The following is a 22,392-nucleotide window of genomic DNA, read 5'->3' as shown; positions in this document are numbered from 1 at the left end:
TTCAGACGACCTTTTACATTTCCAACCTATTTCACAAACTTCAACACCTTACCGGATTTTGCCGGCGCATCGGTTTCTTGTTTGTTTTCAGTTTCCTGTTCCGGTTGTTCTTTATCGGAAGGCTCATAGGGTTCGACTTCAAATCCCATGCCTTCGCCGCTTTCTCGGGCAAACAGGCTGACAACGTGTCCGACCGGAATCCAAATATCGTGCGCTACGCCGCCAAAGCGGGCCGAAAAGCTGATCCAATCGTTGTCGATATTCAGATTATGGCTGGCAGTCGGTCCGATATTGAGGACAATCTCGTTTTCGCGAACATACTGCATGGGGACGCGGGTATGTTCGTTTACCCATGCGACAATGTGCGGCGTTTGATTGTTGTCCGTACACCATTCGTACAAAGCGCGAATCAGATAAGGCTTGGTAGATGTCGTCATGATGAATCCTTTCGGCCTTTAACGGCGCATTGCCTTCTCAGCGGGGGTCATGGCTTCGATAAAGGCTTCGCGTTGGAAGATACGTTCGGCGTATTTCAGCAATGGTGCGGCGGATTTGCCGAGTTTGATGTCGTAATGGTCGAGGCGCCACAGCAATGGGGACAACGCCACGTCAATCATTGAGAAATCATCGCCGAGAATGTATTTGTTTTTGGTGAACGCAGGCGCAAGCATGGTCAGACCGTTGCCGATGGCTTCGCGCGCTTTCGCCATTTCTTTATTGGTGGAATTCGGGTTTTCCAATACATGCACCAGGCTGAACAGCTCTTTTTCCATGCGGAACAAAACCAATCGTCCGCGGCCGCGCATCACGGGGTCGCCGGGCATCAGTTGCGGATGGGGAAAGCGTTCGTCTATGTATTCATTGATGATATTGGATTCATAGAGGATCAAATCACGTTCAACCAAAACGGGGACTTGGTTATACGGATTCATTACGGCAAGATCTTCGGGCTTATTGAAAATATCAACGTCTTTGATTTCAAAATCCATGCCTTTTTCGTACAGGACGAAGCGACAGCGTTGGCTGAACGGGCATGTAATGCCTGAATATAATATCATCATGGTATTGGGCTCCTATAAGCATCCCAGACAATCTACTGCCTGAAATTGCAGAATAAAACAATCGCAAAATTATACGCGATTGCATCCAACAATTCCACAAAAAGCACATATCCTTTTGTTTATCAAGCTATTTTCAATAAAATTCGAATTTCTAAAAAACGATATCCAAACTCAAATTCTTTGCTTTTCCGAGGCGTTTCGATTTTTACAGCAAATTTAAACCGCGGCGGGACATTACCGACGTTTTTACTGCACACCGGCTTGTTTCCGACAAGCCGCCAAAAAGGTCGTCTGAAAACCGTTTTTTTCAGTTTTCAGACGACCTCTCGAGCCGACCGCCCTACTTCGGCGTATAACGGCCCGCCATCGCTTTATACACCATGTTTTCGTATTTCAGCGTCTCGTACCGCTGGTTCAGCACGTTTTGGGCGGAGCTGTATTCGCTGTTCAGCGCTTCGAGCCAGTCTTTCAGCTCGTTTTTGCCGTGTTGGTAGCGCACTTGGTAGTAGCGGCTGTTTTTCTTGTCTAAGGCGTAACGCTGCTCTTGGTTGTTAAGTGCGGCTTGGGCGTTTTGGTAGGCGAGGTAGTTGGTGTTGACTTCGTTCAGCGCGGTGGTCAGGGCTTTTTCAAAGTCGAGTTTGGCGCTGTCGAAATTGGCTTGGGCGGTTTTGTCTTTCCACTTCATGGTCTGCCAGTTGAGGAACGGCAGGTTGATGGTGGCGGAGCCGCCCAGTAGCGGGATATTGAACGCGCTTTTGGCTTTTTCAGACGACGTGCTCAAGCTCGCGCCCAATGTAATCGAGGGATACCAACTGCGTTTTTGCGCCTCGACGGACTGGAGCGAGGATTGCAGGCGGTATTCGGCGGCACGCAGGTCGGGGCGATTCGCCAACACGGTAATCGGTACGTCGAGGTTCACGCCTTTGACGGGCAGCAGGCGGTATTGAGCGGGGTCGGCGGCGATGGCTTCGTTCGGTTTGAGGTTGAGCAGGTTGCGTAAAACCTGTTTTTGCGTGTCGAGGCTGTTTTTCAGGGAAATCAGGTTGTTTTGCGCACTCAAGAGCGATTGTTTCGCCTGCGTCGGCTGGCTGGAATCGGCTCTGCCGTAGCGGAACTTGGCTTCGGCAATGCGGTTGATTTCCTGATATTGCTTGAGGGATTTCTGCGCCAATTCAATGGCTTCGTTGAGGTAGGCAATATTGAAATAGGCATCGGCGACATTGTTGATCAAAGTCAGGCGCGTGTTCGCCATATCCTGCTGCGTAGCTTGGTATTCCCATACTTGCGCGTCGGCGGTGGCACTGAGTTTGCGCCACAAATCCAATTCGTAGCTCAAGCCGAGCTGGCTGCTGAAGGTGTTGCCGTGGCTGCCGGTTTTCAGGTTTTTGGATGTGGACGCACTCAACGAGCCGCTGAACGACGGCACCAAATCCGCCCCCAAAATATTCGCCTGATACAGGGCTTTATTGACGCTGATGGCCGCCTGTTTCAAATCGATATTGTTTTCCAAAGCCTGCGACATCAGGGCGTTGAGCTGCGGGCTTTGATAGATTTCCCACCAGTTGCCGTTCACGTCGTAGCGTTCGGCGGTTTCCGCCGCGCTCATGACCTGCCCCGTCGATTCGAGCGTGAGGTTTTTGTCGGTGCTGTGGACGGCGCACGCGCTTAAGGCAAGGGCGAGCGACAGGGATAAGGCCGTCTGAAAAAAAGGTTTTGTCTGCATGTTGTGTCTTTCGGTTTAAGGTTTCAGACGACCTGAAAAGTTTGGAGGTCGTCTGAACAATCTCATCGGCTGCGTTTATTTATCGGCTAAAAACGCTTTTCGCTGTTCCGTAAAATGCCACCACGGCTTCGGTTCGTTCCCCTGCATAAAATCAACCAGCGACAGGAAAATATCGATCATGCAGGGATCGTGTCGGGTTGCGGTCAGGCTGCACAGGCGGTCGTACATTTCATAAGCGTCCTGCCCCGCCAAATCCTGCGGCTGCGTGATGCCGAGCAAAGCCAAATCCTCCGCCACGGTTTTGCCGACATTGGGCAGGTCGGTCAATGTATTCAGCTTGCTTCGTTGTACTTTGTCGGGGTTCATGTTTCAGCCTTTGATTTGGAGGTCGTCTGAAAACCAGCAATCGGATGGATCAACTTGTTTTCGCGGGCAAAGCCCACGCTACTTTCCGCTCTTCCACCTTAAATGCACCATTGCCGTCGAACGTATTTCATACAAAGTCGAAGTGGTCTTCTCAAACTCATCAGACAATCCGTGTTCGTGGGCGGAGAACGGCGGGGAATCATTCCAAGAACCCATGCCGCCGAAAACGTGGCTTTGTTCGCAGGCAAGCTCCAAACGTTCTTCAAAAGGCAGGGATTCGTTTTCAAGCGTCCGCGCCGCCTTGTCGAAAAAAGCCCTTTTCCAATGCAGTTCGCCAATGGCTTCCGCAAGGGCGGAAATATCGGTTAAAGCCTGATGGAAACGGCGCACCAGTTCTTGCTCGGTCATTTGACTTGTTCTAAGTTCTTCAAACAATTTTTCAGAAGACGTTTTAATTGTTTGGCAGTTTGCGGATGCATCGGCTCTTGCAGTTTACGCTCCAACCGATCGGCTTCGTGTTCGAGTTCATGCTTATACCTGACTCTGGAGCGTTGCTGTCTCTCCAATATTTGCAACTGTTGCCGCCACAAATCCTGCTGCAATTTCTGCCATTCTTTGGTTTTATGTTTCGACGGAAGCGGAATTCTATCGGACAGCTCCACACATGGTTTGGAACACTGCGAACAACGGGGCGAACTGCTGTCTTGGGGGCGGAAATAGCGTTTCGGACGGCGCACGGCGGTGCGGCAGGAAAAACAAACGTAATTCGTATTACTCATTTCAATAAAATTCAATTAAATCAATTATTCATGTACCTTTCGCCGTTGAATCCGTTTTTCAGACGACCTTTTCCCATTCAAAAAGGTCGTCTGAAATCATGAAATCCTGACCACGACGCCGCAATGCTGTTCGGCGGCGGCTTGGTAGAACGCGGCGAGTTCTTTAAACCGCTGCGCCAATTCCGCGCGGGTTTCGGCAAAGGCTTTTTCATCGCCCCAAATATCGGGGTAGATTTGGTTGTTTTGAAAATCTGCTGCAGCTTTACCGTCGAGCAGCGCGGCGAAATCGGCTTGGTTCAGGGCTTGGGCCACTTCGGCGGTTTCGGTATCGTCGATCCAGCCGGTGTGTTCGCCCGCTTCTTCATCCTGCCGCAGGATGTTGCCGATAATGGCTTTGCTCAACGGGTTTGCCGCGTCGGCATCGTCCGAGCCTTTGCCGGTCAGGACGAAATGCAGCGCGTCCCATAGTTTGCCTGCGCTGCATTCGGATACGGCGGCAGGCGTGCCGGAGGAGGCTTTGATTTGTTCGATGCCGCTTTGCGGATAGGCTGTGTATGTTGCGTAAACGTCCATAGGTTTCCTTGTATTGAAGGCTGAAGATGCCTGTTTCGGGAGGGGTCGTCTGAAATATAGTGGATTAACTTTAAACCAGTACGGCGTTGCCTCGCCTTGTCCTGATTTAGTTAATCTACTATATGTTGCGGATTCAGACGACGCTCGGGCTGTTTTCGCAATGTATTGTGTGAATCGTGTATTCGGTGTTGCGTCGGGTTCTGACCCGACTTTTGCTTTTTCAGACGACCCCTTAGGTTTGGAGGTCGTCTGAAAACTTAATCCTTAGACAAGGCATCAATCGGATTGAGCTTGGAGGCTTTGTTGGCGGGCATAAAACCGAACGCCACGCCGATGGCTGTCGAGCAGACAACCGCGCCGATGACGGAGCCTATGGAAATTTCCATCGGAAATTCGGTGACGAATTGGTTGAACACGAGGCTGATGGCTGTGGACAGCCCTACTCCGACCAAGCCGCCGATGATACAGATTAAGACCGCTTCAATCAGGAATTGTTGCAGGATGTTGTTTCGCCGCGCGCCAATCGCCATGCGCACGCCGATTTCTTTGGTGCGCTCGGTTACGGACACCAGCATGATGTTCATCACGCCGATACCGCCGACCACTAATGAAATCAAGGCGATGGAGGAAATCAGCAGCTTCATCGTACCGGTGGTGGTTTCAACCATCTGCTTGATGCTGTCGCTGTTGTTCATGAAAAAATCTTCCGTGCCGTGCCGCGTTTTGAGCAGCTCGGTCAGCCCTTTTTCGGCGACTTGGGTGTTGGCATCGTCTTTGATTTTGACGGTAATCGAGTTGGTGTGGCTCTCGCCGGTAATTTGGTGCATCACGGTCGTATAGGGCGACCAGAGCATCAATACGTCGGCGTTGCCAAAGGAGTTTTCCTCTTTTTTCATCACGCCGATGACGGTCAGCGGGCGTTTGTTGAAGAGGACGGTTTTACCCAACGGATTGACGTCCGCGCCGAAGAGTTTTTCTTTGGTGTTTTGGTCGATCACCACGACTTGCGCGTCTTCTTTCACATCGGTCTCGTCAAACAGACGGCCTGATTCCAGCTTCAGCCCGAGCACGTCGAAATATTGTTCGCCCACGCCGTAAAGCGAGGCGGACAAGTCAGTATTGCGGTAGGTCAGCGTGCCGCCGGAGGTGGTCTGCGGCGTGGCGGAAGCGACGTAGCTTTGTTTGGCGATAACTTTTGCGTCGTCAATGGTGAGGGTTTTAATCCTGCCGCTGCGCCTGTCGCCGAAACCGCGTCCGGGGAAAATACTGATGGTGTTCGTCCCCATCGCGCTGATGTCTGCGAGGATTTTTTTCTCAGAACCGTTGCCCAAAGCGACGACGGACACGACCGAGGCGATGCCGATGATGATGCCGAGCATGGTCAGAAGCGAGCGCATTTTGTGCGCCATAATCGCCTGCACCGACATTTTGAAGGCTTCGACGAATTGGTCGTAATAAAACAGCCACGAAGATTTTTCTTTGATGCGTTCTATTTTGCTTTCGGGGATTTCGGGATTTTTTGAACTGTCGGAGATGATTTCGCCGTCGCGGATTTCGATGATGCGATTGGCGATGGCGGCGATACCGGGATCGTGCGTAACCATAATCACGGTATGCCCTTCTTTATGCAGCTTTTGGATGATTTCGATTACGTTTTTGCCGCTGGCGGTATCGAGCGCGCCGGTCGGTTCGTCGGCGAAGATGATTTCGCCGCCGTTCATCAGGGCGCGGGCGATGGAGACGCGCTGCTGCTGACCGCCGGAAAGTTCGCTGGGTTTGTTGCCTTCTTTGCCTTCCAAACCCAAATCTTGCAACAGTTTCTCCGCACGCGTCGAACGCTCTTTGCCGCCCATGCCCATATACACGGCAGGCAGGGCGACGTTGTCCCGCGCCGTCAGCGAACCCAAAAGGTTGTAGCGTTGGAAAATAAAGCCGAAGCGTTCGCGCCGCAATGCCGCCAATTCGTCCGGCTCCATTTTGGCGGTTTCGATGCCGTCGATTTGATACGAACCCGAAGTCGCGCTATCCAAGCAGCCGAGGATGTTCATCAGCGTGGATTTGCCCGAACCGGACTGCCCGATGATGGCGACGAAATCGCCTTTCTCTATCGACAGGCTGACATCTTTCAAAACATGAACGCGGTTCGCGCCGCTGCCGAAGTAGCGGTTGATGTTTTTACATTCGATTAAGCTCATAAGTGTGTCCGACCGATAATGATGTATGGAATGGAAAGGTCGTCTGAAAGGGGGATTTTGCTCAGAAACAAAACTTTCAGACGACCTATTGCCTATTTATCTCGGCGGACCGCCCTGCATGGCGCGTTGCGCCGCTTCAGCCTGCTCCGCCGCGCTCATTTCCGACATCACCACCTTGTCGCCTTCTTTCAAACCGCTTTTCACTTCGGTGTTCATACTGTCTTTCAGACCGACCGTAATCTCGCGTTCCGAAGCTTTACCGTCCGCGCCCAAAACGCTGACAAACGATTTGCCGTCGTGTTTTTTAATCGTCAGCGTCGGCACGAGCAAAACGTTTTTCACGCCGTTGATTTCAATCGTGTTCTGCGTCGTCATACCGATGGAAAGTTTGCCGTCGGGATTAGGCACCAAAGCGCGGGCGTAGTAGTAAATCGCATTGGAAGTCGTGTCCGTACTGGTGGTATAGCTGCCCAGCGACATCGTGGTCAAGCCCGGGTCGACGCTGTCGAGCTTCGCCTTAATCGGCGTATCCGGTTCGGACAGAATCGTAAACGAAATATCCTGCCCCGCTTTGACCTTGGTAATATCGCCTTCGGCAATCTGCATTTTGTTCAACATCGTATCCAGATTCGCCAACTGGATAATCGTCGGCGTGGACTGCACCGCGTTCACGGTCTGCCCTTCTTCCACCGGAATCGCCACCACCGTACCGTCCATCGTCGCGGTAATGCGGGTATAGCCCAATTCCGATTCGGCGGTATTAATGGAAATTTTGGTTTGCTTGATGGAAGCCTTCAGCTCGGCAACGTTTGCCTTAGCCGCAGCCAGCGCATCCTTCGCGCTTTCCAAATCCTCTTTGGACGTCGCGTTTTCCTTCCACAAAGCCGCCTCGCGCTTGTATTTCTTCTCCGCGCTGTTCAGCGCAATTTCGGCAGAAACCAACTTCGCCTGATACGTTTCCAGCTTGGATTTTTCCGTATTCAGCGTGTTCACCTGAGTGGTCGAATTGATTTCCGCAATCAAATCGCCCTTTTTGACCTGCTGTCCGAGCTTGACGTACAGCTTCTTAATCTGCCCAGAAGCCTGCGCGCCCACCGACACCAGATTCGACGGCGAAATCTCGCCCGTGGCGGATACCGTCTGACTAATGTCGCCGCGTTTGACCGTTTCCGTGATGTAAGAAGTTTGCGGTTCGGGCTGGAAATAAGACCACGCAGCAAACCCAAGCACCGCAGCAACCGTTATTCCAACCGTCCATTTATTAATAATTTTTGCCATAACTGACTTTCTGATTCATCCATTTCATCTGTTCAATCCGGCACCCGATTCATGTCGCATAATCCCAACACTTATCCGCCGAAAACGCTGAAAACGGGCAGATTTTACTGTAAACATCCACCCCAGCCAAGACAATAACCGACTAAACTAAAATTTAACTTATTGTTTTAAATAGAAATAATCAAAACCCTTTTCCAGAATATTTCAACGTATTTACATATTTTCCCAATCTCAATATTTATCCAAACATTCAAAACAAGAGAAAAGAACTATAATTCAACATCTATCAAACCCAACAACGGCCGCCTCCCCGAACCTTTCAGACGACCCGGCATGATAAATATAACAACACAATGACACTTACTATGAAAAACAAATCACAAGGTTTTACTCTCCCCGAGCTACTCGTTGTCGTCCTGATCATCGCGATTTTAGCGACGATCGGCTATCCCTCTTACCAACGCTACGTCCGCAAAACACGCTTGGAAAGCGTCCGCTCCGAGCTGCTGATCAACGCCCAAAACCTCGAGCGTTACTACGCCCAGCATGCGACCGTAAAAGCCGAAGCAGGCAATCCCGCCTTGCCCCCCTTGGTTCAAAACCAATATTTCAATATCTCCATCTTCAACTTCGAAGGCCCGGACGACAACGATAAAAAAATCGTAAACTCCGCCTCCTCAAGATACATCCTCGAAGCCAAACCCACAGACGAATACAAGTCCACCGAGACCTGCTCCGTTTACCTCAACAGCGACGGCATCTTCTGGGCAAGCAATTCCAAAAATAATGAAGACTGCCCGGGCTTCGAACCCATCAGCCAAGAATAATTTGAACCCGCTGCCGCGATTTATCATAAAGGTCGTCTGAAAATTTTCAGACGACCTTTATTCTATTATCAACACCAAATCACGCCGTTCAATGCAATTTATGAACTGATACCGACCGCACCACTCTTATCAACATCCCCATTTTTACCCACAACGGTCGATATCATGCTGACTTACACCCGCAGCGTCCGGCTGGATGCGCCGCTCGAACCGATATTCCGCTACTGCACTTCCCGACACGGGTTTGCCTGTCAATTTCCGTTTGACGTGCAATGGCTGTCGGAAAAGGAATACTGGGCGCGTGGAGATATTTTGGATTTCAGATACAGAGTTTGCGGGATTTGGTTGCGGCATCGTGCCGAAATCATTTCGCTTGAGCCGAACCAATCGTTTACCGACCTGATGCTGAAAGGGATTTACCGCTCCTTCCGCCATACGCATGAATTCAGATTTTCCGGAGGGCGTACCTGTGTGACGGATACGGTGGAATTTACTTTCGGGCTGGGAAAAACGATTGACCGGCTAATCGGACTACCGACTTTGCGTCGGACATTTGAAAAACGCCACTGTTTATTAAAAGAGTGGGCTGCCCGATGGAATGGTCATGTTGAAAAAACGCAGCAAATTGAATAAGTAATATAATACTTCATGGACAACAGGTAGCAGTCAGACAGTGATCACAGACACCATGAAACAACCCGGCAAAGGAAGTAAGCCATCCTAGTATTTCTACATTTAAATATTAAAATTTTTAAAAAACAAAAGATTGGAATTGTAATGAAAAAATTGTTTTTTGTATTGTTGGGACTGACTAGCCTTAACGTTTATGCAGCTGATCCCACTTATGATGCAACCAGAGGCGCATTGCAAAACAATTCGGCATTATGTCAGTATGGCTACAATCCCAACTGTGCGTCGTCTCGTCAGCACCAACGAAAACAGCCTACGGAAATTGTTAATATCAATGTTCCATCAAAATATGGTGCACTGGCAGTTAACCTTAAAACGGGCATTTCGGGCGGCGCACTCGATATGGATTCCCGAGCTGCTGCAGAGAGAGAAGCCATCAGAACCTGTGAACGGGAAGGAAGCAATAAACCTTGCGTAATAGCTGCTTCAGTCAGGAATGGCTGCATTGCCGTTGCCCAAGGTAATAAAGGAAAAATATTAAAGACATTTTACGGAATGAAAGAACCCGGACTTGCAGAAACTGAAGCCTTAAGGAAATGTCGTGCAGCCGGTGTTTCTGGATGTAAGATTGTTGTCTCAGAAGGCTGCTCAATGCCGAAATTCTAATAGACCAAATGCCGTCTGAAATTTCAGACGGCATTTTATAAAAAATCGGCTTTATACCCGTCTTTATCTTATGCCTGCTGTTCAAAAGAACTGTGCCGCTGTTTATCAAAGACTGGCATGAGCGTGTAAAAGCATCCTTTAAAAAGCGCGGCATTCATACCGAAGTCTGATTGGTTCTGAAAAAACGCGTTCAATATTTCAGACGACCCTTGTTTAGCGAAAAAACAGGTCGTCTGAATGTTCAGACGACCTTCTTTATTTCCGTTACATCACAAAACGGCTGCCGGATAGGAACCGATGACTTTGACAAACGATGCGCGTTCGCTCAAGAGCCGCAGTGCGTTTTGGACTTTTTCGTCGTTTTGATGTCCTTCGATGTCGATGAAGAACAGGTATTCCCACAGCGCGGATTTGCTCGGGCGGCTTTCGAACTTGGTCATTGAAATGCCTGATTCGGTAAACGGCTGCAACAGCGCGGCGACGGCGCCGGCTCGGTTGGGCGCGGAGACTGCCAGCGAGGTTTTGTCTTTGCCGCTGCTGCCTGTATCTTGATGCCCCATGACCAAGAAGCGCGTGGTGTTGTTCGGCTCGTCTTCGATGCATTCGGCGACATAGTTCAAATGATAAATATCGGCCGCGGTACGCCCTGCGATGGCGGCGATACTGGGGTCGTCTGATTCTGCCACCAGCCTTGCCGCCTCTCCGTTGCTGGAAACGGCGATGCGTTCGGCGTTGGGCAGGTTGCGTCCGAGCCAGTCGTTGCATTGCGCCAGCGCTTGAGCATGTGCGATGACTTTTGTGATGCCGCCCAATTCGTGCGTGCCTTTACGCAAGAGGTTGTGATGGATACGGACAATGACTTCGCCGCAGGCTTTCAATGCGGTTACCGCCAATAAATCTAAGGTGCGTCCGACCGAACCTTCGGTCGAGTTTTCAACCGGTGCGACCAAATAATCTGCCTGCCGCGTTTCGACTTGTCGGAAACACTGGTCTATGGTTTGAAATGCGGCGGTATGGGCGGCATGGCCGAAATGTTTGATAGCTGCCTGCTGGGTAAACGTTCCCTGCGGACCGAGGTAGGCAATCGTCAGCGGACGCTCCACCGCCAAGCATTCGCTCATCACTTCGCGAAACAGCCTTGCGATGGATTCGTCAGGCAACGGGCCTTTGTTCAAACTCTGAATCCGCCTCAATACCGCGACTTCGCGCTCGGGACGGTACACCGCGCCCGTTCCTTTCAATTCGCCGATGGCGTGCGCATGGCCTGCGCGCTCGTTCAACAGGCGCAAAATCTCGGCATCGATTTCATCGATGGCATTGCGGTGCGGCAAAAGCTGTTCGTCAATGGATAAGGACATATCGACAAGCCCCTTGTGATTCATTCATCAATATAAACAATCATTCTAACATCAAACAGGTCGTCTGAAAGCTGAATACGTTTTCAGACGACCTGTTTTATAGTGGATTAACTTTAAACCAGTACGGCGTTGCCTCGCCTTAGCTCAAAGAGAACGATTCTCTAAGGTGCTGAAGCACCAAGTGAATCGGTTCCGTACTATCTGTACTGTCTGCGGCTTCGTCGCCTTGTCCTGATTTAAATTTAATCCACTATAGAATCCCTCCGTCCTTTCTCGAACACAGCCTTTACCGGCATTATTTTGCCGTCCGTTTGGCGCGTATCCGGCGTATATTTTGGGGATTTGGTACAGGGGTCGTCTGAAAATGTAAAGACAGCGTCCCTGCAATGCAAAAAAGCGCAAAAGCATAGGAAAACAAGCTATCAAAAAACTCAAAATGCGTGTTAAGATTAGCCATCACTATCCGCCGCACCCGTTTATTTCGGGTTTGCGCAGCGCATACAATCACGAAAAGGAAATCCCATGAGTCGCGTATTACTCGTAGATGACGACGCTTTGCTGACTGAATTGCTCACCGAATACCTTACCGCCGAAGGATTGAACGTCCACAGCGTTCCGGACGGCGAAGCCGGTGTACACGAAATCCTGACCGGCCAGTACGATGTCGTCGTATTAGACTCCATGATGCCGAAAATGAACGGTTTGGACGTATTGAAAAACGTCCGCTCCCAAAGCACCGTTCCCATCATCATGCTGACCGCTAAAGGCGACGACATCGACCGCATCATCGGATTGGAAATGGGTGCGGACGACTATGTTCCGAAACCTTGCACCCCGCGCGAACTGTTGGCACGCATCAACGCCATCCTGCGCCGTGCGCAACAAAGCGGCGAGCCGAACAACGCGCCAAACAGCATTTCCGTCAGCGACGTCGTCCTGTACCCCGCCAAACGTCAGGCGACCATCAAAGACACTCCGCTCGAACTGACCAGTACCGAGTTCAACCTGCTCGAAGTCCTGATGCGCCACGCCGGACAAGTTGTCAGCAAAGAAACTTTGTCCATCGAAGCGCTTGACCGCAAACTGGCAAAATTCGACCGCAGCATCGACGTCCATATCTCCAGCATCCGCCACAAACTGGGCGATGCCTCGCTGATTCAGACCGTACGGGGCTTGGGCTACCTGTTTGTTAAAAACTAAAGATAAAACAGATCAATGAAACTGTTTCAACGCATCTTCGCCACATTTTGCGCAGTCATCGTCTGCGCAATCTTTGTGGCGAGTTTTTCTTTTTGGCTGGTGCAAAACACCCTTGCCGAAAACCAATTCAACCAACGCCGCACCATCGAAACCACTTTGATGAACAGCATCCTCTCCGCCTTTAGGGCGCGCGGGGACAGCGGTGCGCGCGAAATATTGGCGGAATGGGAAGACAGCCCCGTTTCCAATTCCGTTTACGTCATTTTGGGCGACGAGAAAAAAGACATCCTCGACCGCAACATCGACAACCACACCATCGAACGCGCCCGCGTGTTTGCCATCAATAATCCCAATTCCGATTTGGCGCACATCGAATACGACCGTTTCGGCGAAGAATACCTCTTCTTTATCAAAGGCTGGGACAGCCATCAGGCGCAACGCCTGCCCAGCCCGCTCTTTATCCCTGGCCTGCCGCTCGCCCCAATTTGGCACGAATTCATCATCCTCTCCTTCATCATCGTCGTCGGCCTGCTGATGGCGTACATCCTCGCCAGCAACATTACCAAGCCCATCAAAATCTTGGGCAGCGGCATGGACAGGGTGGCAAACGGCGAACTTGAAACACGTATTTCGCAGCAAGTGGACGACCGTGACGACGAATTGTCCCACCTTGCCATCCAGTTCGACAAAATGGCGGAAAAACTGGAAAAACTCGTGGCCAAAGAACGCCACCTGCTGCACCACGTCTCCCACGAAATGCGCTCGCCCTTGGCGCGTATGCAGGCGATTGTCGGACTGATTCAGGCGCAGCCGCAAAAGCAGGAACAATATCTGAAAAGGCTGGAAGGCGAATTGACCCGCATGGATACCTTGGTTGGCGAGTTGCTGACGCTGTCCCGTTTGGAAACATCCAATATCCCGCTGGAAAAAGAAAGCCTGAAGCTCGTCCCCTTCCTGAAAAACATCGTGGAAGACAACCAAAGCATCGCCCAGCAGAACAAACAAACCGTTACCCTCTCGGTCGAACCCAGAATCCCCGAAAATGCCACGGTCTGCGCCAACGAAGGCTATTTGTACCGCGCGTTTGATAACGTTATCCGCAACGCCATCAATTACAGCCCCGAAGGCAGCACCATCCGCGTCAATATCGGACAAGACAGCAAGCATTGGATTGTGGACGTTACCGACAACGGTCCCGGCGTGGACGAAATGCAACTGCCGCACATTTTCACCGCCTTTTACCGTGCCGACTCCAGCGCCAGCAAACCCGGTACCGGCTTAGGCCTTGCCCTGACCCAACACATCATGGAGCAGCACAACGGCAAAATCATGGCTGAAAACATCAAGCCGAATGGTTTGAAAATGCACTTTATCCTGCCCAAAAAGAAAGTGAACGGCAAAACGGAAAAGCCGCATCCTAAAAACTCTTGACCATGAATGTTGCCCATCGGGGTTTGTATAGTGGATTAACTTTAAATCAGGACAAGGCGACGAAGCCGCAGACAGTACAGATAGTACGGAACCGATTCACTTGGTGCTTCAGCACCTTAGAGAATCGTTCTCTTTGAGCTAAGGCGAGGCAACGCCGTACTGGTTTAAAGTTAATCCACTATAAACAAATTGCCACACCCCAAGCCTACAAAAGGTCGTCTGAAAAGAACAAACCCTTACGTTCCCGCCTTTCAGACGACCTTTTATGCCATTTGTCATATATAATGCAAGTGAATAATTAAATCATTTAAAGTCCGCATGTTCCGCCATAAAGAGCAGCGAAACAGACTATCCATTGATAACAAAACCAACAACGAACGCCCAATCCCGTTCACTCATCACACACCCCTTCCAACCCAAACTGCCCGAAAGGTCGTCTGAAACGCAGCGTCCATACACCGAAAAGGAGGCACCATGTCCGCCCAATCCATGTCCGGCTACTTCTTCATGCCCAACCACATCATTCTCGTGGGCGCGAGCGAACGCCCATACAGCTTGGGCGAACGCATCCTGAGCAACCTCCTGAGCGCACCGTTTCAAGGTCAAATCACACCCGTCAACCTCCGCCACCGCACGGTTGCCGGACTCACCTCCTACACCAACCTCAACAAAATCCCCGGCAGCGCCGACCTCGTCATCGCCGTAACGCCGCCCGACAGCTACGACGCCCTGTTCAAATCCTGCCGCAAAAAACAGTTCGGCCACATCATCCTCATCCAAGACTGGGAAAGCCTGTCCGACGACGAATGGCACACCGCCGAAGCCGCCATCAAAAAACACCACGGCAACGAACTCAACATCAGCGTGTGCAGCCCCGCGGGCGTGCAGCTTCCATCGCAAAGCCTCAACATCAGTTCTCAACCCGACCATCCGGCAGGCTACACCGCCCTTTTGACCGGACACGCCTCCGTCAGCAGCGAAATCAACCTCATGCTGCAAAAAATGGGACAGGGCATTTCACGCCACATCAGCCTCAACTATCCGCTCAGCCCCACCACCTCTGCCGACTGGCTCAACCGTTTCGGCCACAACCGCCACACCAAAGTTGCCGTTATCGAACACAACCCAGCCGAAAACCAGCGCAACCTGTTCAGCGCCATCCGCCATTTCACCCGCCACACCCCGCTCATCCTCCACGTTACCCACCGTTCGGACGACACCGAAAAAGCCGTGTTACGCTGCCTCGCGCGCCATTGCAACTTCCTCGCCACATTCAGCAGCAGCGAACTCGAAGCCGCCCTGCACGCGCGTTTGTCCGACCTCCCCCCTCTGAACAGCATCGACATCCTGTCCGACACCCCTGCCGAGTGGCTGGAAACCTGTACCCCCCAAAACCTAAAACTCCAATTCCCCACCAAGCAGCCGCACATCCGCCAAGGCTACATCGGCAGCACACCCACGCCCGCCCATTACCACAGCATCGCCAGCCAACAACTTCAAAATACCCATACCGAAGCCCTGCTCGCCATCGTTGCCCCGACCGACAGTCCCGACGAAAAAAATCTGACCCGCACCCTGAGCATGCTGGCGAAACACACTGCCAAACCCTTGCTTGTCAGCAGCCGCTTTTCAGACGACCTCCTGCATTTCGACCGTCCCGAACAAGCCCTGCAAGCCGTATCGTTCCGCAACATTGCCGACCAACTGCAAAAAGAACAGCTACGCCTCGCCACGCCAAAAAAAGGTCGTCTGAAAACCCCGCAGGCAAGAAACATTACCAAAGCCCTCACTTCAAAAGACCTACCCCTGCTTGCCGAAGCCCTGTGTCTGCCGGCTTATCAGCACACCGTGCATAACGCCGTGCAATTCCGTTTCCAACGCCATACCGCCTATGGTGACATCCTGACCGTATGCCATCAAGGCAGAACCACCGCCGCGCTCCCGCCGTTCTCTACGCTGGACAGCGAACACATCGCCCGTTTCGCCCAACTCGACAATACACACACCCTCAACCAGCTCCTGCACACCCTAAACACACTCAGCCAACGGCAACAATACATCGGCGAAATCCTGCTCAACCTCAACGGCGACCAATACAGCAGCGACTTTATCTTGCAGGCTGACGAACGTCCCTCCCCGAAAAACAAACCAACCAATATCGCCACCCTCAAGCTCGAACAAGCTGCGGCCAAAGTACAGACCGCGGCAGAATACCTGCGCAGCAAAAATCCTGCTGCCGCCGAGTTCCTCCGCAATACCGGCGAAGCTGCCGCCGAACTTTTGGGCGCAAAAACCGAAATCGAAGCCCCCATCCAAAACGTGCTCGCCCCCTACCCGACCGAGCATCCTGCCACGCTTACCCTGAAAAACGGCGAAACCGTAACCATCCGCCCTTTCACCCCCGAAGACGCGGAAGCCAAGCAGCAATTCGTCCGCAACCTTTCTCCGCAAGCGCGCTACACCCGCTTCATGACCCACACCAACGAATTGCCCATCCCCACCCTCGCGCGCTTCAGCAAACTCGACTACCACAGCGAAGCCGCATGGACGGCGCGTAATTCAGACGACCTCATCGTCGCCGTCAGCCGCTTCAGCCGTATCAACCGCAACGAATGCGAATTCGGCATCACACTTGCCGAAAACGTGCGCGGCAAAGGGTTGGCAGCGGAAATGATGAAGCTGATTATCCAATCGGCAACACAACAAGGCTACCGCGTCATGAGTGCCCAAATACTCAAATCCAACACCCCTATGCTTAAACTTGCTGAAAAATCAGGCTTTACCATCACCCCTTCAGAAGAAGACAACACTTTGTGCCAAGCACGCCTCAACCTGACCACTCCGCAAAACAGCAACAAAAACAAATAAAAACTTGCATGAACAACGCAAAATATCCTAAAATTAGCGGTTTCTTATCTATCCGATTTTCTCAAAAGGACTCAAAATGGTAGTTATCCGTTTGGCTCGCGGTGGTTCTAAACACCGTCCCTTCTTCCACATAGTCGTTGCCGACTCCCACAACCGCCGCGACGGCCGCTTCATCGAGCGCGTTGGCTTCTACAACCCTGTTGCCAATGAAAAACAAGAGCGCGTACGCCTCCAAGCCGACCGCCTGAACCACTGGATCGCCCAAGGCGCACAAGTCAGCGACGCAGTTGCAAAACTGATCAAAGAACAAAAAGCTGCTGCTTAATCACCGGCTAATCTTGCTATGACCGACACTCGACAACGGGTAGCCATGGGCTACATCAAAGGCGTATTCGGCATCAAAGGCTGGCTCAAAATAGCCGCCAATACAGAATACGCCGACAGCCTCCTGGACTACCCTGAGTGGCAGTTAAGCAAAGACGGTAAAACCCTGAACGTTACACTCGAAGCCAGCAAAATCGTCAGCGGAGAGCTTCAGGTTAAATTCGAAGGCATAGATGATCGCGATCAGGCTTTTGCCCTGCGTGGCTATACCATCGAAATTCCCCGAGAAGAATTCGCTCCTACCGAGGAAGACGAATATTATTGGGCAGATTTAGTCGGCATGACCGTTGTCAACAAAGACAATATCGTGCTCGGCAAAGTCACAAACCTGATGGAAACCGGCGCCAACGATGTTTTGATGATTAATGGGGAACATGGCCAAATCCTGATCCCGTTCGTATCCAACTACATCGAGGCCGTCGATACCGAAGGCAAAACCATTACCGCCGACTGGGGCTTAGACTACTGATGTTGATACAAGCCATCACCATCTTCCCCGAAATGTTCGACAGCATTACCGAATACGGCGTAACCGGTCGCGCAAAAAAACAAAACCTTTGGCAATTCCAAGCCATTAATCCCCGCAAATTCGCCGACAACAAACTCGGCTATATTGACGACCGCCCCTTTGGCGGAGGTCCGGGAATGATTATGATGGCGCCGCCGCTGCAAGCAGCGATAGAAGAAGCCAAACAAACATCTTCAGCGCCTGCAAAAGTCATCTACCTTAGTCCGCAAGGTCAACCGCTGACCCATAAAAAAGCCGTAGAACTTGCAAAATCTCCGCATCTCATACTGCTTTGCGGACGATATGAAGGAATTGACGAACGCCTGCTGCAAAGCAGCGTAGATGAAGAAATCAGCATAGGCGACTTTGTCGTTTCCGGCGGAGAGCTACCCGCCATGATGCTGATGGATGCCGTACTCAGACTGATACCCGGCGTATTGGGCGACATACAGTCAGCCGAACAGGATTCGTTTTCAGACGACCTATTAGACTGCCCCCATTACACCAAACCTTTAGAATTCCAAGACATGACCGTCCCTGACGTATTGCGTTCGGGCAATCATGGCTTGATAGCCGAATGGCGGTTGAAACAATCGCTGCGGCGCACCCTGGAGCGCAGACCAGACCTGCTGGAAAAGCGCAGTTTAATCCCAAAGGAATCCCGCCTCTTAAAAGAAATCTTGCAAGAGCAACAGGAAATCCAATCATAATTTAGGAAAAACAATGAACCTGATTCAACAATTAGAGCAAGAAGAAATCGCTCGCCTGAACAAAGAAATCCCCGAATTCGCACCGGGCGACACCGTAGTCGTTTCCGTACGCGTAGTAGAGGGTTCACGCAGCCGTCTGCAAGCTTACGAAGGCGTTGTTATCGCCCGTCGTAACCGCGGCTTGAACAGCAACTTCATCGTCCGCAAAATTTCCAGCGGCGAAGGCGTTGAGCGTACTTTCCAACTCTACTCCCCTACCGTAGAAAAAATCGAAGTAAAACGCCGCGGTGACGTCCGTCGCGCCAAACTGTACTACCTGCGTGGCCTGACCGGTAAAGCTGCCCGTATTAAAGAAAAATTGCCTGCCCGTAAAGGTTAAGCAAAAGAATTGCAAAGCAAAATCCCCACTTTTCAGTGGGGATTTTTTACATCATCTTTCTATCATTCGGCAGTAAATTCAATTACAGATAAGATTTCGGTTACCGGCCTACAAAAAAACCTTGATACAACTTCTACAAACCGTCAGCCTCTTAAAGTACATAAAAATAGATGCAGACAAATTGAGCCAAGCTTCCACCAAGAACAAACAAATGCCAAATACCATGACCATGTTTAATCTTTTTATCATTCACAAACCAATAGATACCGACGCTATACAATATACCGCCCAACGCAAGCCAAAGCAGCCCGGCAGATGAAAGCGATTGAACCAATGGAAATAAAGCAACCAAAATCAACCATCCCATCACCACATAAATGATCATGGACAACAGCCGTTTTTCACTCTTTCTCCCTATCGTAAGCTCTTGAATAATCCCTAAAAATGCCAAGCCCCATGACACACCGAAAAGCGACCAACCCCATTCTCCCTTAAGAGGAATCAAGGTAAACGGGGTATAGCTACCTGCAATCAACAGATAAATCATGCAATGATCCACTTTTTGCAAGACAGCCTTAATTTTAGGTTGAGGAATACTGTGATACAACGTTGAGCCCAGATACAGCAAAGACAGGCAAACACCATAAGTAATCGCACTGGCAAGCCGATATGAATCATCCGCCTTAATAATCATCAGCACCAATGCCGCAACAGCCAACATGGCGCCGATCAAATGAGTATACGCATTAAAGCGTTCACCGTGATACATAAGAATCGTTCTTAGTTTGAAGAGACCGGCAAAGTGTACGCCAAACACAATACCGTAAGCGCAAGAAAATGATAAAGATAAGTTAAAACCAACACCGTTATCATTCCAAGACGCCTAATCCAGACCTCACCTTACATTCAACATCATCCCTCTTTTCTCAGACGTTCCAAATGTTCGCGTACTTCCTGTACCTTTTCTTCAGTAAACAATTTCTCAATATTTTTCCAGATACTATGGTAACCATAAGGACCGTGTTGCATTTCCAACCTGGCCTCTTCCACCGACCAACCCTGATAAATAATACGGTACATTCCGGAAATCAAACCTGTACGGTCAGCCCCATGATAGCAATGAACCAATACAGGGCCGTATTTCTGTTGCTTTTCAATTAAGAAAAGAGTTTGCGCGACATCTTTAGGCTTAATTTTCCACGTCAACAAAGGACGGTTCAGCAGCATCAAATTGCGGCCTTTTAAATGTGTTTCGTTGTCGTTCCGATCAAAAAATCGCAAATTAATCACGCTACGAATACCGAGTTGCTCAATCAGTTCCCCATCTTCCGCAACCGGCTGCTCACTGCGGTAAAGCTTATCGTCAATACGGTACAAATTAGCATCTTGCTTTACCAAAGTCGCCCAACGGGCGGAAGCAGTAGAAATATCTTGAGGAGCCATAGGAGTGGAGCACGCAGCGAGGAAACATGAACACAAAATTACAGACACAAAATGACGCATAAATTCTTCTCTAAAATAAAACGTGATTGTAATGGCAGGTCGTCTGAAAACGAAGCCCGATTAAAGCAGACAACCGCAACCGGCAGCTTCAAGCATTTTCAGACGACCTTTATGTCGTACAAATCAAACACAAACCGCATATCGATGGACAATTATCCCAACAAATGTAAAAAACAGTTTATTTTTGTCATAATTATATCTATGATAATACTTTATGCCATTTGATAAAAAGCACCATTCCAATCAACAAAAAAGGGGACAATATGTCTGCAATCAACACTAAAATCAAAACCATCATCTTAACCGCCATCAGCGCGGCAATCCTGTCTGCCTGTGGAGGCGGCGGTGGCAGCGGTGGCGCATCCACTCTTTCCACCGGATCAACCAGCACAAGTGGCAACGGCAGCCCTGCTAAAAACAGCAGCCCAAGCAATGCCACCCCCAGCGCTACCAATAACAATAATGGCAATACCGTAGCAGCAGCTACCCCTAGTCATAACCGCGCTGACAATCTCGCGGACTTGATTGATGAAGCACCGCTTGAAGCAGTAAATGGCGCTACACCACTGCACACCAGCTTTATTTCCTCTGCCACTGCACAACAAGGCAATCCAAATGCCCAGTTACGTCTTACCAGAACAGCAGACGGAAAAGAATATACAGGTGATTTCTACCTTACTGACAGCAAAGAAAACAATCAAAACGGTTTAATTAGTTCATTGGATTTCAAAAACAATGACGAAGTAAAATTGGACGGCGTAGTAATTGCCAACCAAAATGCCGCTCAAGTCAATTGGACCACACCATATTCTCTGATTATGAAAGTATTTTCAGGCGGTAATACAAAAAGTGATGGGGGCCCACAAAACGGCAAGATAAGTGGCGACAGTAAAAACTTTATTAATGGTCGTGCCTCAATCGATGAGAAGATTACCGAACTGTACACTCAAATCGAAACAGCCAAAGAGACTTTAAAACAAGCTAAAGAGAAAGGCGATGCTGATGCTATCGCAAAAGCTCAGGCAAAACTTGACGAATTGAACGATTTATATGGTCGTCTTCGTGATGCGCGTCCTGCTATAGCTGCCGAAGCCAAAAGCTTGGCAGACAAATTGGCATACTTTAGAAAAGGTAACTTGGTTGCCGGGGATGGTAAACATCTCGTGTTTGACAAACGCTTCGACGGTGTATACATCATCCAATTTACTGATGGCACACAAATCGTCATGCACGACCCCGCTGCAGCCGGTTGGGCTTATCAAACCTTTGCATACTATTTTGATCCCAAAAACGATGTCGCATTCGGCTATCAAAGCTTAGGCGATGAAACCAAGTTCACCGACCTGCCTGAAAAAGGTACGGCAACTTACAACGGCTTGACTACTGCCTATGTTGTGAAAGGTGACCAAAGCCGTCAGCTGACGGCGGATGTTAAAGCCATCGTCGATTTTGGTTTAAAAGGCGTACGCTTTGAAACTGCCAATTCCCAATTCCACTCCCTCGACGCCAACGGCCGCCGCGTAAGCGAAGCCGATGCGAAGTACGACATGAAAGGTACGGCGAAATGGGAAAACGGCAACCTCTTCCTGGGTTCGGTTGAAGCAGCCGCAGCAGGTCTGAAAGGTAATTTGAGCGGTAAATTCTACGGTGCAAAAGCTGCTGAAATCGGCGGTACTTACGGCTTGAAAAACCAAGACGGCAGCGAACACCTCATCGGCGGTTACGGCGCGAAACGTCAATAATCCTAATGACTGTCTCCTTTAAAAAGGTCGTCTGAAAGACTGTTTGCAGTTTCAGACGACCTTTTTCTTTTAACCTGCCAAACATACCCGCACCAATATGAAAGCGCATAACATGATCACCTAATGCAGCGACAGATTGATTTGAAATCAGGGCAAAACAAGGAAGTTATCCTTATCCGGCAGCTTTATCCCCTATCTTCATCACCCTCTG

23 protein-coding genes and 1 pseudogene are annotated in these 22,392 nt (G+C 50.3%); 11 read left to right on the top strand and 13 right to left on the bottom strand.

The features are described from left to right. Positions 1-26: 26 nt before the first annotated feature. From MON40_RS03215 to MON40_RS03175, 9 genes are all read right to left on the bottom strand, one after another. Positions 27-437 (bottom strand): ClpXP protease specificity-enhancing factor, encoded by a 411-nt coding sequence (locus MON40_RS03215; protein ID WP_003758080.1) that lies wholly within the window; start codon positions 435-437, stop codon positions 27-29. Between the two features lie 18 nt (positions 438-455). After that, positions 456-1,061, bottom strand: coding sequence for a glutathione S-transferase N-terminal domain-containing protein (locus MON40_RS03210; protein ID WP_003762636.1), 606 nt, complete (start codon positions 1,059-1,061; stop codon positions 456-458). 340 nt (positions 1,062-1,401) lie between these two features. Next, positions 1,402-2,784 carry a TolC family protein gene (locus tag MON40_RS03205; RefSeq protein ID WP_003777057.1) on the bottom strand — a complete coding sequence of 461 codons (1,383 nt, stop codon included), beginning with the start codon at positions 2,782-2,784 and terminating at the stop codon, positions 1,402-1,404. Between the two features lie 75 nt (positions 2,785-2,859). Continuing rightward, complete coding sequence (locus MON40_RS03200; protein WP_003777056.1) at positions 2,860-3,150, bottom strand: helix-hairpin-helix domain-containing protein; 291 nt, start codon at positions 3,148-3,150, stop codon at positions 2,860-2,862. A gap of 78 nt (positions 3,151-3,228) precedes the next feature. After that, the gene (locus MON40_RS03195; RefSeq protein WP_003777055.1) at positions 3,229-3,558 is read right to left on the bottom strand and encodes a hypothetical protein; all 330 of its coding nucleotides are present in this window, start codon (positions 3,556-3,558) and stop codon (positions 3,229-3,231) included. Next, positions 3,555-3,929: a hypothetical protein gene (locus MON40_RS03190; RefSeq protein WP_241429721.1), complete on the bottom strand. Its 375-nt coding sequence runs from the start codon at positions 3,927-3,929 to the stop codon at positions 3,555-3,557. The genes MON40_RS03195 and MON40_RS03190 overlap by 4 nt, the downstream gene beginning before the upstream one ends. 96 nt (positions 3,930-4,025) lie before the next feature. Further along, positions 4,026-4,502, bottom strand: a complete 477-nt coding sequence (locus tag MON40_RS03185; protein ID WP_003777053.1) for a DUF1877 family protein — start codon at positions 4,500-4,502, stop codon at positions 4,026-4,028. A 257-nt stretch (positions 4,503-4,759) separates the two neighbouring features. Next, a complete protein-coding gene (locus tag MON40_RS03180; RefSeq protein WP_003777051.1) occupies positions 4,760-6,697 on the bottom strand; it encodes a MacB family efflux pump subunit in 1,938 nt (645 codons plus the stop codon). Between the two features lie 96 nt (positions 6,698-6,793). Continuing rightward, a complete protein-coding gene (locus tag MON40_RS03175) occupies positions 6,794-7,975 on the bottom strand; it encodes an efflux RND transporter periplasmic adaptor subunit (RefSeq protein WP_003758056.1) in 1,182 nt (393 codons plus the stop codon). Between the two features lie 365 nt (positions 7,976-8,340). Between MON40_RS03175 and MON40_RS03170 the strand changes: the two genes are divergently transcribed. The 3 genes from MON40_RS03170 (at position 8,341) to MON40_RS03160 (ending at position 10,098) form a co-directional block, all read left to right on the top strand. Continuing rightward, on the top strand, positions 8,341-8,802 hold the full coding sequence (locus tag MON40_RS03170; protein ID WP_009312346.1) for a type IV pilin protein: 462 nt from the start codon (positions 8,341-8,343) through the stop codon (positions 8,800-8,802). A gap of 165 nt (positions 8,803-8,967) precedes the next feature. After that, a complete protein-coding gene (locus MON40_RS03165) occupies positions 8,968-9,435 on the top strand; it encodes an SRPBCC family protein (protein WP_003758048.1) in 468 nt (155 codons plus the stop codon). 144 nt (positions 9,436-9,579) lie between these two features. Then, positions 9,580-10,098 (top strand): DUF4189 domain-containing protein, encoded by a 519-nt coding sequence (locus MON40_RS03160; protein ID WP_003777050.1) that lies wholly within the window; start codon positions 9,580-9,582, stop codon positions 10,096-10,098. A 269-nt stretch (positions 10,099-10,367) separates the two neighbouring features. Here the strand turns inward: MON40_RS03160 and pheA are convergent, their stop codons facing one another. Both pheA and MON40_RS13490 read right to left on the bottom strand, forming a co-directional pair. Continuing rightward, a complete protein-coding gene (pheA, locus tag MON40_RS03155; protein ID WP_039862795.1) occupies positions 10,368-11,456 on the bottom strand; it encodes a prephenate dehydratase in 1,089 nt (362 codons plus the stop codon). 192 nt (positions 11,457-11,648) lie between these two features. Next, positions 11,649-11,711 (bottom strand): annotated as a pseudogene (locus MON40_RS13490) (transposase); the annotation flags it as partial. A 267-nt stretch (positions 11,712-11,978) separates the two neighbouring features. Between MON40_RS13490 and misR the strand changes: the two are divergent. The 7 genes from misR to rplS all read left to right on the top strand — a co-directional run bounded on the left by misR (position 11,979) and on the right by rplS (position 18,936). Continuing rightward, on the top strand, positions 11,979-12,656 hold the full coding sequence (gene misR / locus MON40_RS03150; RefSeq protein WP_003740839.1) for a two-component system response regulator MisR: 678 nt from the start codon (positions 11,979-11,981) through the stop codon (positions 12,654-12,656). A 15-nt stretch (positions 12,657-12,671) separates the two neighbouring features. Continuing rightward, positions 12,672-14,087 (top strand): HAMP domain-containing sensor histidine kinase, encoded by a 1,416-nt coding sequence (locus tag MON40_RS03145; RefSeq protein WP_003758036.1) that lies wholly within the window; start codon positions 12,672-12,674, stop codon positions 14,085-14,087. A 474-nt stretch (positions 14,088-14,561) separates the two neighbouring features. Next, entirely contained in the window at positions 14,562-16,955 is a 2,394-nt protein-coding gene (locus tag MON40_RS03140; protein ID WP_003777047.1) for a bifunctional acetate--CoA ligase family protein/GNAT family N-acetyltransferase, read from the top strand. A 76-nt stretch (positions 16,956-17,031) separates the two neighbouring features. Then, positions 17,032-17,280: a 30S ribosomal protein S16 gene (gene rpsP / locus MON40_RS03135; RefSeq protein ID WP_003777044.1), complete on the top strand. Its 249-nt coding sequence runs from the start codon at positions 17,032-17,034 to the stop codon at positions 17,278-17,280. 18 nt (positions 17,281-17,298) lie between these two features. Further along, on the top strand, positions 17,299-17,808 hold the full coding sequence (rimM, locus tag MON40_RS03130) for a ribosome maturation factor RimM (RefSeq protein WP_003777041.1): 510 nt from the start codon (positions 17,299-17,301) through the stop codon (positions 17,806-17,808). Next, complete coding sequence (gene trmD / locus MON40_RS03125; RefSeq protein ID WP_003777039.1) at positions 17,808-18,557, top strand: tRNA (guanosine(37)-N1)-methyltransferase TrmD; 750 nt, start codon at positions 17,808-17,810, stop codon at positions 18,555-18,557. The genes rimM and trmD overlap by 1 nt, the downstream gene beginning before the upstream one ends. A 13-nt stretch (positions 18,558-18,570) precedes the next feature. Beyond that, positions 18,571-18,936, top strand: a complete 366-nt coding sequence (gene rplS, locus MON40_RS03120; RefSeq protein ID WP_003679470.1) for a 50S ribosomal protein L19 — start codon at positions 18,571-18,573, stop codon at positions 18,934-18,936. A 151-nt stretch (positions 18,937-19,087) separates the two neighbouring features. On the opposite strand, the gene trhA is transcribed toward rplS, so the two are convergent. Both trhA and MON40_RS03110 read right to left on the bottom strand, forming a co-directional pair. Next, the gene (trhA, locus tag MON40_RS03115; protein ID WP_039862793.1) at positions 19,088-19,705 is read right to left on the bottom strand and encodes a PAQR family membrane homeostasis protein TrhA; all 618 of its coding nucleotides are present in this window, start codon (positions 19,703-19,705) and stop codon (positions 19,088-19,090) included. A 143-nt stretch (positions 19,706-19,848) separates the two neighbouring features. Next, the gene (locus tag MON40_RS03110) at positions 19,849-20,379 is read right to left on the bottom strand and encodes a tyrosine-protein phosphatase (protein ID WP_003777036.1); all 531 of its coding nucleotides are present in this window, start codon (positions 20,377-20,379) and stop codon (positions 19,849-19,851) included. Positions 20,380-20,702: 323 nt separating this feature from the next. Here MON40_RS03110 and MON40_RS03105 point away from each other — a divergent pair, with 323 nt between their 5' ends. Beyond that, on the top strand, positions 20,703-22,181 hold the full coding sequence (locus MON40_RS03105) for a transferrin-binding protein-like solute binding protein (protein ID WP_039862791.1): 1,479 nt from the start codon (positions 20,703-20,705) through the stop codon (positions 22,179-22,181). Positions 22,182-22,392 lie beyond the last annotated feature (211 nt).

The organism is Neisseria macacae ATCC 33926, from assembly GCF_022749495.1.
GTDB classification, from domain to species: Bacteria; Pseudomonadota; Gammaproteobacteria; order Burkholderiales; family Neisseriaceae; genus Neisseria; species Neisseria macacae.
Note: the sequence above shows the minus strand (reverse complement) of the source record. Positions and strands in the feature narration are given on the sequence as shown.